Annotated in this window: 16 protein-coding genes; 2 read left to right on the top strand and 14 right to left on the bottom strand. The window is 64.7% G+C overall.

What is annotated here, in order from left to right; translation table 11 throughout:
- Nucleotides 1–259: 259 nt before the first annotated feature.
- The 9 genes from LPW29_RS05225 to cobA all read right to left on the bottom strand — a co-directional run bounded on the left by LPW29_RS05225 (nucleotide 260) and on the right by cobA (nucleotide 8,842).
- Nucleotides 260–1,258, bottom strand: coding sequence for a TAXI family TRAP transporter solute-binding subunit (locus LPW29_RS05225; RefSeq protein ID WP_238627155.1), 999 nt, complete (start codon nucleotides 1,256–1,258; stop codon nucleotides 260–262).
- 232 nt (nucleotides 1,259–1,490) lie between these two features.
- Complete coding sequence (locus LPW29_RS05220) at nucleotides 1,491–2,480, bottom strand: CHAD domain-containing protein (RefSeq protein ID WP_090251808.1); 990 nt, start codon at nucleotides 2,478–2,480, stop codon at nucleotides 1,491–1,493.
- Nucleotides 2,481–2,631: 151 nt separating this feature from the next.
- Nucleotides 2,632–3,084, bottom strand: coding sequence for a DoxX family protein (locus LPW29_RS05215; RefSeq protein ID WP_090251805.1), 453 nt, complete (start codon nucleotides 3,082–3,084; stop codon nucleotides 2,632–2,634).
- Nucleotides 3,085–3,318: 234 nt separating this feature from the next.
- Nucleotides 3,319–5,379 carry an ATP-dependent DNA helicase RecG gene (gene recG, locus LPW29_RS05210; RefSeq protein ID WP_238627154.1) on the bottom strand — a complete coding sequence of 687 codons (2,061 nt, stop codon included), beginning with the start codon at nucleotides 5,377–5,379 and terminating at the stop codon, nucleotides 3,319–3,321.
- A 29-nt stretch (nucleotides 5,380–5,408) separates the two neighbouring features.
- Nucleotides 5,409–5,792 (bottom strand): RidA family protein, encoded by a 384-nt coding sequence (locus LPW29_RS05205; protein WP_090251799.1) that lies wholly within the window; start codon nucleotides 5,790–5,792, stop codon nucleotides 5,409–5,411.
- 147 nt (nucleotides 5,793–5,939) lie between these two features.
- Nucleotides 5,940–7,187, bottom strand: a complete 1,248-nt coding sequence (gene lysA, locus LPW29_RS05200; RefSeq protein ID WP_238627153.1) for a diaminopimelate decarboxylase — start codon at nucleotides 7,185–7,187, stop codon at nucleotides 5,940–5,942.
- A gap of 66 nt (nucleotides 7,188–7,253) precedes the next feature.
- Nucleotides 7,254–7,388: an LPS translocon maturation chaperone LptM gene (lptM, locus tag LPW29_RS05195; RefSeq protein ID WP_090251794.1), complete on the bottom strand. Its 135-nt coding sequence runs from the start codon at nucleotides 7,386–7,388 to the stop codon at nucleotides 7,254–7,256.
- A 10-nt stretch (nucleotides 7,389–7,398) separates the two neighbouring features.
- The gene (gene greB, locus LPW29_RS05190; protein ID WP_238627152.1) at nucleotides 7,399–7,917 is read right to left on the bottom strand and encodes a transcription elongation factor GreB; all 519 of its coding nucleotides are present in this window, start codon (nucleotides 7,915–7,917) and stop codon (nucleotides 7,399–7,401) included.
- Between the two features lie 61 nt (nucleotides 7,918–7,978).
- Nucleotides 7,979–8,842, bottom strand: a complete 864-nt coding sequence (gene cobA / locus LPW29_RS05185; RefSeq protein WP_218140395.1) for a uroporphyrinogen-III C-methyltransferase — start codon at nucleotides 8,840–8,842, stop codon at nucleotides 7,979–7,981.
- A gap of 20 nt (nucleotides 8,843–8,862) precedes the next feature.
- On the opposite strand from cobA, the gene LPW29_RS05180 reads away from it, so the two are divergent.
- On the top strand, nucleotides 8,863–9,975 hold the full coding sequence (locus LPW29_RS05180; RefSeq protein ID WP_238627151.1) for a cobalt-precorrin-5B (C(1))-methyltransferase: 1,113 nt from the start codon (nucleotides 8,863–8,865) through the stop codon (nucleotides 9,973–9,975).
- Between the two features lie 154 nt (nucleotides 9,976–10,129).
- Here LPW29_RS05180 and cobM read toward each other — a convergent pair whose 3' ends face one another.
- Nucleotides 10,130–10,891: a precorrin-4 C(11)-methyltransferase gene (gene cobM / locus LPW29_RS05175; RefSeq protein ID WP_238627150.1), complete on the bottom strand. Its 762-nt coding sequence runs from the start codon at nucleotides 10,889–10,891 to the stop codon at nucleotides 10,130–10,132.
- Nucleotides 10,892–11,376: 485 nt separating this feature from the next.
- Nucleotides 11,377–12,663 (bottom strand): precorrin-6y C5,15-methyltransferase (decarboxylating) subunit CbiE, encoded by a 1,287-nt coding sequence (gene cbiE, locus LPW29_RS05170; RefSeq protein WP_238627149.1) that lies wholly within the window; start codon nucleotides 12,661–12,663, stop codon nucleotides 11,377–11,379.
- Nucleotides 12,664–12,931: 268 nt separating this feature from the next.
- Between cbiE and LPW29_RS05165 the strand changes: the two genes are divergently transcribed.
- Nucleotides 12,932–13,708, top strand: coding sequence for a cobalt-precorrin-6A reductase (locus LPW29_RS05165; protein WP_238627148.1), 777 nt, complete (start codon nucleotides 12,932–12,934; stop codon nucleotides 13,706–13,708).
- Between the two features lie 562 nt (nucleotides 13,709–14,270).
- Here LPW29_RS05165 and cobJ read toward each other — a convergent pair.
- From cobJ to LPW29_RS05150, 3 genes are read right to left on the bottom strand one after another with little or no spacing between them, the layout of a single operon-like run.
- Nucleotides 14,271–15,029 carry a precorrin-3B C(17)-methyltransferase gene (gene cobJ, locus LPW29_RS05160; RefSeq protein ID WP_238627147.1) on the bottom strand — a complete coding sequence of 253 codons (759 nt, stop codon included), beginning with the start codon at nucleotides 15,027–15,029 and terminating at the stop codon, nucleotides 14,271–14,273.
- Nucleotides 15,026–15,757, bottom strand: coding sequence for a precorrin-2 C(20)-methyltransferase (locus LPW29_RS05155; RefSeq protein ID WP_238627146.1), 732 nt, complete (start codon nucleotides 15,755–15,757; stop codon nucleotides 15,026–15,028). Before LPW29_RS05155 ends, cobJ begins: the two co-directional genes overlap by 4 nt.
- Nucleotides 15,757–16,389, bottom strand: a complete 633-nt coding sequence (locus LPW29_RS05150; protein WP_238627145.1) for a precorrin-8X methylmutase — start codon at nucleotides 16,387–16,389, stop codon at nucleotides 15,757–15,759. The genes LPW29_RS05155 and LPW29_RS05150 overlap by 1 nt, the downstream gene beginning before the upstream one ends.
- Nucleotides 16,390–16,403 lie beyond the last annotated feature (14 nt).

The raw sequence follows: 16,403 nt of genomic DNA, 5'->3' as shown, positions 1-16,403 counted from the left end.
AGTATTGCCAACGGGTGAGATTGCGCTGAGAGGAAGTGCCTTCCTCGGCGGCGGCCGCGGCGGCAGCGATATCTTTATCTTCAGCGGGGCCCGATTTTTCGGAGCTCGTCATGGGAGAGATCTTCTGAGCGTTCAGTGTCAATCAAGGCAACGCACCGTCCAGGGATGACGTGAGGCCGGAGCGTCAGTGTGGTTGAGGTCAAAAGCGTCGGGCCGCAATAGCGCGGCCCGACTCCTTGACAACCATCCTGGCAGCTTCTCAGCCCTCGTATTCGGGCGGAATCAGATCCTCGGGCACCTCAATGCCCTTTTCCTGATAGTAACGCACGGCTCCCGGATGGAACCACATGAAATTGTTGTGCTCCATGTTTTCGGGCAGGGTTTCCCTGGCGGAACGATGCACGTTCATCATGCGGTCATTGTTGTCCAATACCGTCTTCATGATCTCGTAAACCAGGCTCTCCGGCATGTCTTTATTGGCAATGGCGAAATTCCACAGTGCCACCGTGGCCTGATCCTCTTCCACCGTGCGATAGGTGCCACCCGGAATGACAATGCGGCTCACGGGGTGATTTTCCACCATCCGGGCGATCTCTTCCTCGTTGAGGGAGAAGATGTTCACCGGCTGCTGAGCCTCGATCTGACTGAAGGCAGAGATGGGCACGCCCGCGGCGAAGGCAAAGGCATCCAGGATACCATCCTGCACCTGACCCACCTGGTCAGCGGCACCACCGAAGCGCACACGCACATCCAGACCCAGGTCTTCAAAGAAGCGCGGCCAGAACATGCTGGCGGTGCCCCCACGGGGACCCACGCCCACACGCTTGCCGTCCAGATCGGACACGCTATCGATACCCGATCGCTGCAGCGCAACAACCTGCATGGGGGTCTGATACATGGGGAACATGGCACGCACGTTGCGCGTTTCCAGGCCTCTGGCCACCTGCAGCTTGCCATTCCAGCCTTCGAAGGCGGGCCCCATGGTGGTCATGCCGAATTCAAGCTGTCCCTGATGGACCAGCACCATGTTCTGGGCGGGGCCACCGGTGACCTCAGCGGACATATTGACACCCGTGGCTTCGTCCACAAGGCCCGCCCAGCCGGCGCCATAGATGAAGTAGGTTCCACCCTGAGAGGCGGTACCCACCTTGGCGGAGCTTGGCCAGTTGGCATGTTCATCCGCGGATAAGGCGCCGCCCAGCGCCACCGCGCAACTCAGAGCGGCCACACCCGCCCAACGAATACAACTTTTCAGCATGGCAAAACTCCTCCTGGGAGTCTGGGGGCCGTTTTGGCCTCCCGTTCTTCTGGATGGTTTGAATCATGGGCCACCCGGACAGACTGCCATGTCTCCGCCGGCCGAGCCCGTTCCGGAAGATAGCATAGACCGGGTGCGGATTATTGCGGATTGATGGATTCGATTGAAATCGGCGGGCAAATTTTTCAGGTGAACTGCGTGGTGCATTACGGAACCGTGCCAAGGAGGCGGGTCAGTCCTCTGGATAGGCCAGTGCGTGAAGCTGCTCCACTGCCTGCTCCAGATGCGCCAGAAAACGCTCCGCCTCACCATCTTCAAGCTTGGCACTCAGCCGCGACATCAAGTGCTCCTGGCGGTCGTGAAGTTGTCGGGCCAGGCTCATCAGGCCAGCCCGTTCGTCGGTGCGCCGTGCTGCTTGCAGGTCCGGGTCGTCCTCGCCACGCTCCAGGGAAAGTTGCACCATTCGCCGCATGCGCTCGGCGCCGGCCTCCTCAGAGGCCTGAGCCAGTTCTTCGGCAAATACCTGGATGTCATGGATCTCCCCCATGAGGTCCTGCATCTCCTTGAGTTCCTTGATGAGATCCTTGCCACCCTCAAGCTCCCTGGCCACGGGTTCCAGCAGATAGCGCAGGCGTTTGCCGGCGATCCGCGCCTGGTGGACTTCCTCCTGGGTAGCATCGCTGCTCACCTTGTCCAGGTGAACCTGGAACTCCTCGGCAGCCTCGGTCAGGCGCAGGGCCGTGACCCGACCGAACGGTGGAGCGTCATCGTCCTTGTCCAGATCCAACCGTTCGTTCATGCGCTTGTGAAAACGCTTGAAGGCAGACGGTATTGCCGACCGGATGTCCGCATATTCATCATCAAGCCGAGACTGCAGACGCGCCTTCATCCACAGAAAACCCGAGCGCTGATGGGACTTGATGCGAGCCTGCTGGCTCATGAGCCAGGCCAGTTGCACCTCGGTATCCCGCGCCAGTCCGGTGCTGGATGCCAGATCCTTGGCGCGCTGACGCAGTTTCTTCGACAGCCACTGCTTTGCGTAGCCCTTATGGGCCTTGAGTAGACTGCGCAGGCGCCGCAGGGCCACCCGAAAGTCATGCAGGGCTTCGGTATCCGCGGGATCATCCAGCCGGTCGCAGGCCGCTTGGGCCTGGTCCAGATAGGTCCTGGCCAGGTGACGGACGGCGCGAGAGGCGGGTTGGGCTGCCAGGGCTTGTTTCATGGGGCTCCGGATCAATGGATATCAGGGGCGACATTAAGACCGAGCGAGATGACAGTATGATGAAAGTATGACAGCTGCGGAACATGCCAGGAAAAGGGCGGCCCTGAACAACAATGGCATTTGGGGCCGCTCACATCTGAATCCCCGCTGATCAATCGTCCTGACGACGGAACATGGAGTCCACCCCGTAGCGGCCGGAGCCTGCGATCAGGAAGGGCACCATCACAGCGGCATACAGCAGGGCCAGCTCCTTGCTGGGACCACCGGTGGCAAACAGAGGGTCACCCCCATGGGCCATGAAGGCCGCCACCAGCATGGAACCCAGGATGGCCACTGCCGACGCCCGCGTCAGCAGCCCGGCGGCCAGCAGCAGGCCACCCATCCCCTCGGCCAGGCCGGCCATCCAGGCAAACAATTCGGGCGAGTGGAACCCGAGCCCTTCCACCATACCCACGAACCCCGGCGAAGGGGGCAGCTTACCCAATCCATGCCCAAAGGCCATCATCAGCCCGGCCGACACCCGCAGCACGGTCATGCCCGCATCGGTGGCCATGGAGGTGGGTGTCTGACCGCCGAAGAGCAGCTCGTTGAGATTCAATTGCATTCAGCTTCTCCTTTCAGCTTTTATTGATCGAGGGTGATGCGTACCCCACCGAAACCGAGCGCATCCAGGCCGATAAGCGCATTCATATGACCGACGAGCGGGGCTACTTTGTGTTATCCAGATCTTACACTGAGAATCAGTAGCCAGTGTCCAATCCCCGTATTAGTGCACTGACAGAAGGGTTTTGTTCAATTCAATCGCCAGCGTGATGAGACCGATCGGTCTCGCGGCCCTTCAACCCACACGACCATATTCCTGGGAGCCGCTCAGCCAGCGGTCGATCAGAGGGTCCACGTGGTCAGGGTGTTCGGCGGCCAGCCAGCCGGCCGCGGTCTTCACGTCCTCCAGCAGGTCCTGATCGCGCACCACGTCGGCGATGCGAAATTGCATCATCCCGGTCTGGCGGGTGCCCAGCACCTCGCCGGGGCCGCGCAGGTCCAGGTCGATGCGGGCGATCTCGAAACCGTCGGTGCTGTTGCGCAAGGCCTCCAGACGCCGGTGGGCGGTCTGGGACAGTGGCGGGTGATACATGAGCACACAGGCACTGGCCGCCTCGCCCCGCCCCACACGCCCCCGCAACTGATGCAGCTGGGCCAGGCCCAGACGCTCGGCGTTCTCGATGATCATCAGCGAGGCATTGGGCACGTCCACGCCCACCTCAATCACCGTGGTGGCCACCAGCAACTGCACCTCCCCGGCCTTGAAGCGGGCCATCACCGCCTCCTTGTCCCGGGGCTTCATGCGCCCGTGCACCAGCCCCACACGGATGCCCTCCAGGGCCTCCTCCAGCTGGGCATGGGTATCCTCCGCTGCCTGGGCCTGCAGCACATCGGATTCCTCCACCAGTGTGCACACCCAGTAGGCCTGGCGCCCCTCACCAATGGCGTGATGAATCCGCTGCACCACCTCTTCGCGCCGGTCATCACTGAGCGCCACGGTCTTGATGGGTTTGCGCCCCGGTGGCAGCTCATCAATGACTGAATAGTCCAGGTCCGCGTAGGCGGTCATGGCCAGGGTGCGGGGGATGGGGGTGGCGGTCATGATCAGCTGATGGGGCAGACGCCCGTCCCGGGCGCCCTTCTCCCGCAGTGCCATGCGCTGGTGCACACCAAAACGATGCTGCTCATCCACCACCACCAGGGCCAGATCCTGGAAGGTCACATCTCCCTGGAACAGGGCATGGGTGCCCACGGCCACCCGGGCCTGGCCGGTGGCCAGCGCCTCACTGGCCTCGCGGCGAGCCCTGGCCCCCTGCTTGCCCGAGAACCAGGCGACTTCAACACCCAGGGGTTCGAGCAGGGCCTTGAAGTTGCGATGGTGCTGCTCGGCCAGGATCTCCGTGGGCGCCATCACCGCCGCCTGATAGCCCGCCTCCACTGCATGAAGACAGGCAGCCACGGCCACCAAGGTCTTGCCCGCCCCCACGTCCCCCTGCACCAGACGCAGCATGGGATGGGGCCGGGCCATATCGTTCACCAGCTCATGGATCACACGCTGCTGGGCCCCGGTCAGCGGAAACGGCAGGCTTTCCAGCAATCGCTGCGGGAGTTGACCGGCTACCCGCACCGGGGGGGCGGGCTGATCCGTGGTCCGTGCCCTGACACGACCCAGGCTCAGGTGATGGGCCACCAGTTCCTCGAACGCCAGTCGACGCTGGGCCGGGTGGCGGCCCTCCAGCAGGCTGAACACGGGGGCATCAGGCGGCGGGCGGTGCACGGTGCGCAGGGCCGTGACCAGATCCGGCAGCCCTGCCGAATCCAGGATATGCGCGGGCAACCACTCGGGGATCCGATCCAGTCGGGCCAGGGCCTCGTCGGTGAGCCGACGCAGGCTCATCTGGTGCAGCCCCTCGGTGGTGGGATAGATGGGCGTGAGGGATTCTTCCACCACTGCCTCGCCCTCACGCAGGATGCGGTACTCGGGGTGCACCAGCTCCATGCCCGCCTTGCCCATGCGGGCCTCACCGAAACAGCGCAGGCGGGTGCCCCGGGCCATGGCCTGCTGCTGGGCACCGGAGAAATGGAAGAACCTCAGGGTGATGCCGCCGGTGCCATCGCTCAGATGCACCAGCAGCATGCGTTTGGACCGTGCCACCACCTCGGTATGATCCACCTCCCCTTCCACCACGCCCTCGTCTCCGGGTCGCAGGCCACCCATGGGTACGAGGCGGGTGCGGTCCTGGTAGCGAGCCGGCAGATGAAACAGCAGGTCGGTGACGGTGGCGATGCCCAGGCGATCCAGCCGGGCAGCCATCTTCGGACCCACCCCCTTGAGGGCGGTGATGGGTTCAGTCATGGGTGCGTCCGTTGCGTGGGGAGTCAGGCTTACTCCAGAACCATGATGGCATCCATCTCCACCTGTGCGCCCTTGGGCAGGCTGGCCACGCCGATGGCGGCGCGGGCCGGATAGGGCTCGGCAAAGTACTGGCTCATGATCTCGTTGACGGTGGCGAAATGCCCCAGGTCGGTGAGAAAGATGTTGAGCTTGGCAATATCGTTGAGATCCCCTCCGGCGGCCTCGGCCACGGCGGACAGGTTATCGAAGACGCGGCGCACCTGATCCTCCATGGGCCCATCCACCAGCTCCATGGTCTCCGGGATGAGCGGGATCTGGCCGGACAGGTAGACGGTGTGACCCACCTTCACCGCCTGGGAATAGGGGCCGATGGCCTGGGGGGCCTTGGGGGTGGCAATGATCTCGCGTGCCATGGGGACTCCTCTTGGGGAAGGGTGAAGTCTCTATTGTGTCATGTCCCACCACGGGAAGGGTGTTGCAACCTTCCACCAGGCAGCCAGCCTTTCTCCCTTCTCCCTTCCGGGGAGAAGGGCCGGGGATGAGGGGGCGGCGGGCACAACCTATGCAGGCAATACCGTCTCCCGCGCCAGCAGATCCTCCAGGGTCTCGCGCCGGGTGATCACATGGGCACGATCACCCTCCACCATCACCTCGGCGGCCCGGGCCCGGGTATTGTAGTTGGAACTCATCACGTAACCGTAGGCACCGGCGGAACGCACCACCAGCAGATCCCCTTCTTCCAGCACCAGCGAGCGCCCCTTGCCCAGGAAGTCGCCAGTCTCGCAGACCGGGCCCACCACATCATATTCACGGCTTTCACCGCCGCGGGGACGCACCGGCAGGATATCCATCCAGGCGTCGTACAAGGCCGGGCGAATGAGATCGTTCATGGCCGCATCGACGATGGCAAAATCCTTGTGACGAGTGGGCTTGAGATACTCCACGCGCGTGAGCAGGACGCCTGCATTGCCGGCAATCGCCCTGCCGGGCTCCAGCAGGATCTCGTAGTCGGTGTCCTTGAGCTCGGCCAGCATCGCCTGGGCATAGTCGCGTGGCGAGGGCGGGGTCTCATCCTGATAACGGATGCCCAGGCCACCGCCCAGGTCCAGGTGATCCAGGTGGATACCCTCCCCTTCCAGGGCTCGGGTCAGCAGTAGGACCCGGCGCAAGGCATCCACGAACGGATCCAGTGAGGTGAGCTGCGAGCCGATATGGCAATCCAGTCCCGTGACCCTGAGGTGGGGCAGAGCAGCCGCCTGGCGGTAAAGATCCAGGGCATCTTCCACATCCACCCCGAACTTGTTCTCCTTCAGGCCGGTGGAGATATACGGATGGGTGCCGGCATCCACGTCAGGATTCACGCGGATGGAGACCGGGGCGATCATGCCCAGCCCGCCGGCCTCCCGGTTCAGGCGCTCCAGTTCCGCCACCGATTCCACATTGAAACAGCGGATGCCCATCTCCAGGGCCCGGCGCATCTCCCCCACCTGCTTGCCCACGCCCGAGAACACCACGCGCTTCGGGTCGCCCCCGGCCCGCAGCACCCGCTCCAGCTCACCGCCGGAGACGATATCGAAACCCGCCCCAAGACGGGCCAGCACGTTCAGCACCGCCAGGCTGGAATTGGCCTTCACCGCGTAGCACACCAGGTGGGGGTGATCCCCCAGGGCATCGTCAAAGGCCTTCCAGTGGCGCTCCAGGGTGGCCCGGGAATACACGTACAGGGGCGTACCATGGGCCTCGGCCAGGGCTTGCAGACTCACGTCCTCGGCACAGAGAACGCCGTCCTGGTAATTGAAATGATCCATCCGTCGATATCCGGTTCGGGGTCGGGCCGATGGCCCGGTGGGTTGTGTGGCAGTGAACTGAAAGGCCTAGGGGTCGGCCCGTCGATCCTCGTCATCGGGCAGGTACAGGTCGCCTCGCTGACCGCAACTGGAGAGCATGCTGGCCGTCCCCAGTATCACGACCACGGCGATGAGCAGCAGATTGGACCAGCAAAAACGCATGGTAAGAACCTCAAGAGTCAGGGGACGCCTCGGCGCCCCGGTATGCCACATCCACCACCTCGTAGCGGACCACCCCACCCGGTGTTTCCACCTCCACCTCATCGTCCAGGTGCTTGCCCAGGAGGGCCCGGGCCACGGGGGAATCCAGACTGATCCAGCCCCCCTCCGGGTCAAACTCATCGGCACCGACAATGCGGTAGACCACTTCGCGACCCGAGGCATCGGCCAGGGTCACCCAGGCGCCGAAGAAGACACGGGCCTGGTCCGTCGGGGGATCACGCACCACCTGCAGGGTAGGCAACCGCTTCTGCAGGTAACGGATGCGCCGATCGATCCCCCGCAATTCCTTCTTGCGGTAGATGTATTCCGCATTCTCCGAACGATCGCCTTCTGCTGCTGCGGCAGACAGGTGGCGGGTCACGTCGGCGCGGCGCGTCCACAGACCCTGTAGCTCCGCCTCCAGGGTCGCATGACCCTCGGGGGTGATGTAAGGAGATGAACGGGGTTGCGGCGGGCGCCAGCGTGCCATGGGCGAAAGACCTTATCAATCAATGACTGAAGCATACCAATCTATGGCGCCGATGAGATGCTCAGCTATCTGACATTTCCTTGACCGTGTGGGTCACCACCCGGTCAAGGGTGGTCCGGCATTGGACAATATCCCCCAGCACAATGATCGCTGGCGCCTCCAGGCGCTCCCGGGTGATGGTCTCGAGCAAGGTGGCCCGCGTGGCGATCACCACCCGCTCCTGGGGCGTGGTAGCCGAGGTCACCACGGCTGCCGGGGTGTCCGCAGCCATGCCGCCATCGGTCAGACCCTGGAGGATATGGGGTAGGTTCTTGATGGCCATGTACAGCACCACGGGCTGCCCCAGACGGGCCACCAGGGTCCAGTCGATCCCCTCCGGCGTGGGCTTGCGCCCGGCGCCATGGCCGGTGGCCAGGAACACCGCCTGATTCACGCCCCGGCAGGTGGCCGGAATGCCCACGGCACTCAGTCCCGCCAGACCCGAGGTGAGGCCCGGGATCACGCGATTGGGGATCCCCTCCTCCAGCAGCGCGGCCACTTCCTCCCCGCCGCGACCGAACATGAAGGGATCGCCCCCCTTGAGACGCACCACGCGAAAGCCGCGCCGGGCCTGATCCACCAGGGTGGCCGTGATGTCGTCCTGATGAGTGGAGGGTTTGCCGCCGCGCTTGCCAGCGAAGATGCGTACCGCGTCGGGGCGCACCATGGCCAGGGTTCTGGGGTCGATCAAGGCATCGTGCACCAGCACATCCGCTTGCAGCAACGCCGAGAGCGCATGCAGGGTCAGCAGCCCCGGATCACCTGGCCCGGCGCCCACGATCCAGACCTCGCCCGGGCGCATGCGCGGCAGCCCCGGGATCAGGGCATCCAGTGTATCCAGCGCCGTGCCCATGGTGGGTTGGCTTGTCCGGGACAGTGAATTCATCGATCAGTATACTCCGTGCTATGTCTGAGCAGACCCCTACGCCCCCCAAACAGGGTACGGCCCTTCGACGCGGTTGGACCACGGGGGCCTGCGCCACCGCGGCCACCAAGGCAGCCTTCACGGCCCTGGTCAGTGGTCAGTTCCCGGACCCTGTCCAGGTGACCCTGCCCAAGAACCGCACCCCGATGTTTTCCCTGGCGGTGCAGGAACGGGGGGATGGCACCGCCATGGCGGGCATCGTCAAGGACGCCGGGGATGATCCGGATGTCACCCACGGCGCCCTGATCCGGGCCACGGTGCGCCAGGGCGCACCGGGAAGCGGCATCACATTCACCGCTGGCGAAGGGGTGGGCATGGTGACCCGCGCGGGCCTGCCCATCCCGGCGGGCGAACCCGCCATCAATCCCTCGCCCCGGGCCATGATGCAACAGGCCGTGAGCGAGGTAGCCGCACAGTTTAACGTGCTCGGCGACCTTGAAGTGGAAATATCCATCCCGCGGGGGGCAGAAATTGCCATCGAGACCCTCAATCCCCGCCTCGGCATCGTCGGCGGGCTGTCCATCCTGGGTACCACGGGCGTGGTGATCCCCTTCTCCTGTTCGGCCTGGATCCATTCCATCCAGCGGGGCATCGACGTGGCCCGTGCCGCTGGGCTGCCCCACGTGGCTGGTTCCACCGGGCGCACCTCCGAGAAGGCCGTGCAGGCCCATCACGAACTGCCCGAAGAGGCACTCATCGACATGGGGGACTTCATCGGCGGCATGCTCAAATACCTGCGCACCCACCCCGTGCCACGTATCACGGTGGCCGGCGGCATGGCCAAGATCACGAAGCTGTCCCAGGGTTTCATGGATGTACACTCCCGACGCGGCCAGGCGGACCTGGGGCAATTGGCGGATCTGGCGGCCACGGTGGGGGCCGATGAACCCTGTCAGGACAGGATTCGCCAGTCTAACACCGTGGCTGAAGCGTTCGACCATGCCCGGGCGGCGGGCGTTCCCATCGGCGACGCCGTGGCCCGGGCGGCACTGCACTTTGCCCTGCACCTGATCGACCCGCAGCAGAGCCAGCTGGAGATCCTGGTGTTTGACCGCTCCGGTCATCTGGTGGGCGAGGCCACCTCGGCCCCGTAGGCCCTCACCCCAACCCCTCTCCCGCCAGCGGGAGAGGGGCTCAATCATATGACCCTCTCCCCAAGGGATAACACGCCGGAATGTCAGGGTCGGCTCCCTTCTCCCCTCTGGGGAGAAGGGCTGAGGATGAGGGGACGGCAGGCACCCAACCTATTCAGCCCCCCCCGGACCGATAACGACGCCGATACCCCGGGTCATAAAGGGCACTCTCCCTAAAATCCCGACTCCCCAGGGCATGCCCCACCAGGATCAACCCCGTGCGCTCCACCGGCGAGGCCCGCATCATCTCCACCAGATCCCCCAGGGTGCCGCGCACCACCACCTGATCCGGCCAGGTGGCGCGGGCCACCACCGCTGCCGGGCAGTCCACCCCGTAAAACGGCTCAAGGCGCTCCACCACCTCCTCCAGACGATGAATCGCCAAATGGATCGCCAGCGTGGCCTGGGTACGGGCAAAATTCTCCAGGGTCTCATCCGGAGGCATCTTCGAGGCCCGCCCCGACACCCGGGTGATCACCAGGCTCTGACTCACCTCCGGCACCGTCAACTCCCGACCCAGCACGGCGGCCGCCGCACCAAAAGCAGGCACGCCGGGTGTCAGTGCATACGGGATACCCAAGCGCTCAAGACGCCGCATCTGCTCCGCCACGGCGCTATAAACTGACAGATCACCGGAATGCAGCCGCGCCACATCCTCCCCCGCCTCGAAGGCACGCACATACTCCCCCTCAATAGCATCCAGATCCAGCGGCGCGGTATCCACCAGACGTGCCCCCGGCGGGCAATGATCCAGCACCTCACGAGGGACAATGGAGCCCGCATACAGGCACACCGGACACTCGCCCAGCAGACGCGCCGCGCGCAAGGTGATCAGGTCGGCGGCACCGGGCCCGGCGCCGATGAAATGAACGGTCATGGGTTAATCCTGTGAAGATCCGAATGACAGTGAAGATGATCGGTCAAGCAACACACCATACAAGATCGGTGGCCTACCAAAACCGCTACGACCGAATCCGGGCACCCCAAACGAAGTCACACGGCCAAACCCCCTCAGCGGGGCCGGGTTCCTGGAGGCGGGTATTCACCGCAAGGATGCGGTGGTCAAGCCTACAGGGACGTATTCACGGCGTCCCGCCGCAAGGAATGCGGCCTCGATGAGGGGAACCACCACCAAAGCATACCCGGAGCACCCCAAACGAAGCCACACGGCCACCCCCCCCTCAGCGGGGCCGGGTTCCTGGAGGCGGGTGTTCACCGCAGGGATGTGGTGGTCAAGCCTACAGGGACGTATTCACGGCGTCCCGCCGTAAGAAATACGGCCCCGGTGAGGGGAACCACCACCAAGGCAGATCCCAGGCACACCATTCGCGGGCGAGGCCCGCTCCCACAAACAAGCCCCGATCAAGGTGGCCATTCGTCATCATTGCTGCATGAGGCGGCCCCCACAACCGGCTTGTCCACCACCCATTGCACCACCGACATGGCCGGCCGGAAGGCATGTAGCCCACCCACCGTATCCAGACGCTCCACGGAGAGCCGGGTGAGACTACCCCCCAGTCGCTGCCAGGCAGCCTGAATCACCTGCTCGGTCTCCAGCACCACCACATTGGCCACCAGCCGCCCGCCAGGGCGCAGTGCCTCCCAGCAGTAGTCAATGACCTCGGGATCCCGAGCACCGCCGCCCAGAAAGACCGCATCCGGTGTCGGCAAACCCTCCAGCACCCCAGGCGCCCGTCCTACCTTCACCTCCAGACGAGGCACCCCCAGCGATGCCGCGTTGCGCGCAGCCCGAGCCGCACGATCCTCATGGCTCTCCAGCGCGATGGCCTGGGTGGAAGGGTGGGCCAGCAGCCATTCAATGGACACCGACCCCGAGCCGCAGCCCACATCCCAGAGCCGCTCACCCACCCGGGGTCGCAGGCTCGATAACGTCACGGCCCGCACCTCGCGCTTGGTGATCTGACCATCGTGCTCAAACCAGTCATCGGGCAAACCCGGTGACCGCGGCAACACCCGGGCCTCCGGCCCCGCCACCACCTGAATGGCCAGAAGGTTCAGCGGGTTGACGTCATCCAGCTCGAAACCACAGGCCACCGACGATCGCTGACGTTCACGAGGACCGCCCAGGGCCTCCAGGACGGTCACGATGCTCTCCCCGAAACCCCAATCCACCAGTGCCCGGGCCACCTCAAAGGGCGTCGTCGCATCGGCACTGAACACGAACACCTGGCCACCCGGCTGCAATGCCGGACGCAGACTCTCCAGAGGCCGCCCCGTCAGGGAGATCACCGCACAGTCCTGCTGCGACCAACCCAGCCGGGACGCCGCCAGCGCAACACTGGAAGGATGCGGCAGACACAGCCATTCGCCGGGCTCCAGATGCGGACGCAAGGTACTGCCCACGCCAAAGAAAAAGGGATCTCCCGAGGCCAGTACCGCCACCGGGCGCCCCCGATGGGCCATGAGTTCAGGCAGCGTATCCGACAGGGGCGATGCCCAGGGCAGCGCCCTGCCCTGAATCAACGAAGAAGCCAACTCCAGATGGCGCCGGCCACCCACCACAAGTTCGGCGGAACGCACCAGGGCCTGGGCAGCAGGGGTCAAACCGTCAATGCCCTCCTCTCCCAGGCCGATCAAATGCAGCCAGGGGCGGGACGGGGCGGGTTGTGAGAGAGGGGAATCCGTCATGGGCGATGCAGTGGGGGAAGGGATCCTTGCAAGTGTGCCATAAATTGGGATTCCCGCCGGCCCCTCCCACCCTCACCCCAACCCCTCTCCCGCCAGCGGGAGAGGGGCTCAAAACGTCCTTTATTCATAGGTTGAGGAGACATGCCTGACACTCCCTTCTCCCCCCGCGGGGAGAAGGGGAGCGGACCCGGCTGATCATGGAACACCAAGGCCGTGTCCAGTAAGGTGATGACCACCATCGTGCCGTCCCCTGAAACCTCCTCCTCTCATGCCCAAAGACACCCAACACCCCCTCAAACTCCTGATCCTCGGTGGTACCGGCGAGGCCATGGAACTGGCCAAAGGCCTGGAAGATGACGCCCGGTTCGACACCGTGTACTCAGTAGCAGGCCGAACCCGCAAGCCGCGCCTGCCCAACCTGCGCTGCCGCACCGGCGGCTTTGGAGGCATTCAAGGCCTGGTGGACTGGATCCGCGCCGAAGGCACCCACATCATCATCGATGCCACCCACCCCTTCGCCGCCCAGATCTCCGCCAACGCAGCTGCCGCAGCGGATCAAGCCGGCTGCAAACTCCTGGCCCTGCGCCGCCCGGCATGGACTCCCGAGCCCGAGGATCACTGGCGCAGCGTGCCCCACATGGCCGCAGCCGCCCAGGCCCTGGGCGATACCCCAAGACGTGTGCTGCTCACCATCGGCCAACTGGAACTGGCCGCCTTCTGCCAGGCCCCCCAGCACCACTACATCACCCGCAGCGTCGAACTCCCCGAAACCCGCCCGCCCCAATGCCTGTGCCTGACCCAGCGTGGGCCATTCCAACTTGAAGATGAACTGGCCCTGCTAAGAGAACACCGCATCGACACCCTGGTCACCAAGAACTCTGGTGGCGACGCCACAAGGGCCAAACTGGAGGCGGCCCGTCAATGTGGCGTCCAGGTGGTCATGGTGGAACGCCCGCCCGTGGCCCAGGTTGCCCACAAAGTGCCCCACGCCCAAGCCGCCCTGGCTTGGCTGCATCAGTTCACGAGCAACGGAGCGTTTGCTTAGGGGTAAACCGACGGACCGTCTGCGTCAAACACTCCGCGCGGGCCTTCTCACAGAGCATCTTTCGTACGGGCGCTTCGAGAAGCGCCTGGCCGCCGCATGGGATACCACCCTGCCGGCACAAGGGCCCGTCTAAGTCAGACACTCCGCGCGGGCCGTTCGCGAACGGCCCGTACAGGGTCATGTGGCCACGGCCACAGTATTGAAATACGTCCCCCGAACGAAGCCCCAACAGCCCAATCCCCTCAGCGGGGGCGGGTTCCTGGAGGCGGGTGTTCACCGCAGGGATGCGGTGGTCAAGCCTACAGGGATGTATTCACGGCGTCCCGCCGCAAGGAATGCGGCCTCGATGAGGGGAACCAGCACCGAAGTAAAGCCCAGGCACCCCGAACGAAGCCCCAACAGCCCAATCCCCTCAGCGGGGGCGGGTTCCCGGAGGCGGGTGTTCGCCGCAGGGATGCGGCGGTCAAGCCTACAGGGAGGTATTCACGGCGTCCCGCCGCAGGGAACACGGCCCCGATGAGGGGAACCACCACCAATGCAAAACCCAGGCAGAGGACCCAAGTCACCCCCCACCCACACTCCGCGGCGTATACACCCAGGGATCACGCCCGGCCCGCTCGATCACACGCGTCTCCGCATTGCCGACGATCACCAGCGTGCGCATATCCGCCTGCTCCGGGCGGGCATCGCCCAAGGTCGTGAACTCCACATGCTCCTCCGGTCGACTCACCGCACGGGCAAACATCACCGGCACCGACCCGGGCAAATGCACCCGCAACCGATCCAGGGCCTCACCCAACTGCCAGGGCCGGGCCTTCGAAATCGGATTGTAAAAGGCCATGGCAAACCCCACCTGGGCCGCCGCCTCCAGGCGATTCAGGATCACCCCCCACGGCTTCAAATTATCCGATAGCGACATCACACAAAAATCATTCCCGAAGGGCGCCCCCAAACGCGCCGCCGCCGCCAGCACCGCCGAAACCCCCGGATACACCTGGACCTCCAGATCCCGCCACCGGGGCTCCCCATGATCCATCGCCTCGAACACCGCCGCCGCCATGCCGAACACCCCACCATCGCCGGAAGACACCACCGCCACCCGACGACCCTGCTCCGCCAGCTCCAGGGCCAGGCGGGCACGCATGATCTCCTCACGATTGTCCGAGCCATGGATACGCTGCCTCGTGTTCGCCGCCACCCGCTCCACATAAGGCACATAACCCACCAGATCCGTCGCCTGTTCCAGCGCCCGGGCGGCCCGAGGGCAGCGCAGATCCTCGGCGCCCGGCCCCAGACCGATGATATCCACACGACCGCTCATCGCACCCCCTGCCTGCCGGGAACCAGCACAATGGTGAAATAGGGCGCCGGCTCATCCTCGGCGCGCTCCGCCAGTCGCTGCACCTGCTCCCCCTCCATGGAACCCCGCTCCACCAGCAAGGCCCGCTCCAGCATCCCCGCCCGAACCAGAGCCGATCGAACCCGCGGCAGATTACGGCCCACCTTCATGAACACGGCGGCATCCGTATGGGCCAGACGCTCCACCAGAGTGTCTTCCGGGAGGGTGCCGGGTAACACCGTCAACACATCATCCCCATGAGTGATCGGCGTGTTGGCCTGCGTCCAGCAGGCACTCATACCCGTAATGCCCGGGACCACCTGCACCGGGAAACGCCCCACCAAACGGTCGTGCAGGTACATGTAAGAACCATAGAAAAACGGGTCCCCCTCGCAGATCACCGCCACATCCCGACCGGCCTCCAGATGCGCCGCCAATTGCGCCGCACAGGCCTCGTAAAACACCCCCATCTCCTGATGATAACGGGGGTCGGTCACCGATACTTCCAGGGTGAAAGGGTATTCCAGACGCAAACGGGTCTGCTCGTCCCTCAGATGCGGGGCGGCAATGGTCCAGGCATTGCCGGTGCGCCCGGCCTTGGAGAAGGCAGCCACCACAGGGGTGCCCTGAAGCAGGCGCAAGGCCTTGAGGGTGATGAGTTCCGGGTCGCCGGGGCCCAGGCCGATGCCGTAAAGCGTACCGCCAGACATCATTCCTGCTCACTGGCCAGGGCGTTGATGGCAGCCACGGCCATGGCGCTGCCCCCCAGACGACCGCGCACGATCACCGATTCGAGTCCCGGATAGGCCGCCAGGGCGTCCTTGGACTCCGCAGCGCCCACAAAACCCACTGCCATCCCGATCACCAGAGCCGGACGCGGCGCGCCTGCGTCCATCAACTCCAGCAGATGAAACAGCGCGGTCGGCGCATTGCCAATGGCCACCACAGCCCCATCCAGGCGCTCCCCCCACAGATCCAGGGCAGCGGCGGAGCGCGTATTGCCGATCTGCCGCGCTCGCTCAGGCACCGTGGGATCATTCAGGGTACACACGATCGAATTGTCCGCCGGCAAACGCGCGCGGGTGATGCCGTGCGCCACCATCTGGCTATCGCACAAGATGGGCTTGCCCGCCAGCAACGCCTGGCGTCCGGCGCGAGCGGCGTGGGTGGAGAACACCACCTCGTCTGCCACATCCACCATCCCACAGGCGTGGATCACGCGCACCACCACCCGCGCCTCCTCCGTACTGAACCGCTCAAGGCGTGCCTCGGAACGGATGGTGGCAAAGGACTGAACGTAGATGGCCTGGCCATCCTTGATGTAGTCGTAGGTATGGGACATGGATTCGAACGCGG

It is taken from the genome of Ectothiorhodospira sp. 9100, assembly GCF_022227565.1.
GTDB classification, from domain to species: domain Bacteria; phylum Pseudomonadota; class Gammaproteobacteria; order Ectothiorhodospirales; family Ectothiorhodospiraceae; genus Ectothiorhodospira; species Ectothiorhodospira marina.
The sequence above is the reverse complement of the archived record's forward strand: the minus strand, read 5'-3'. Positions and strand labels throughout refer to the sequence as shown.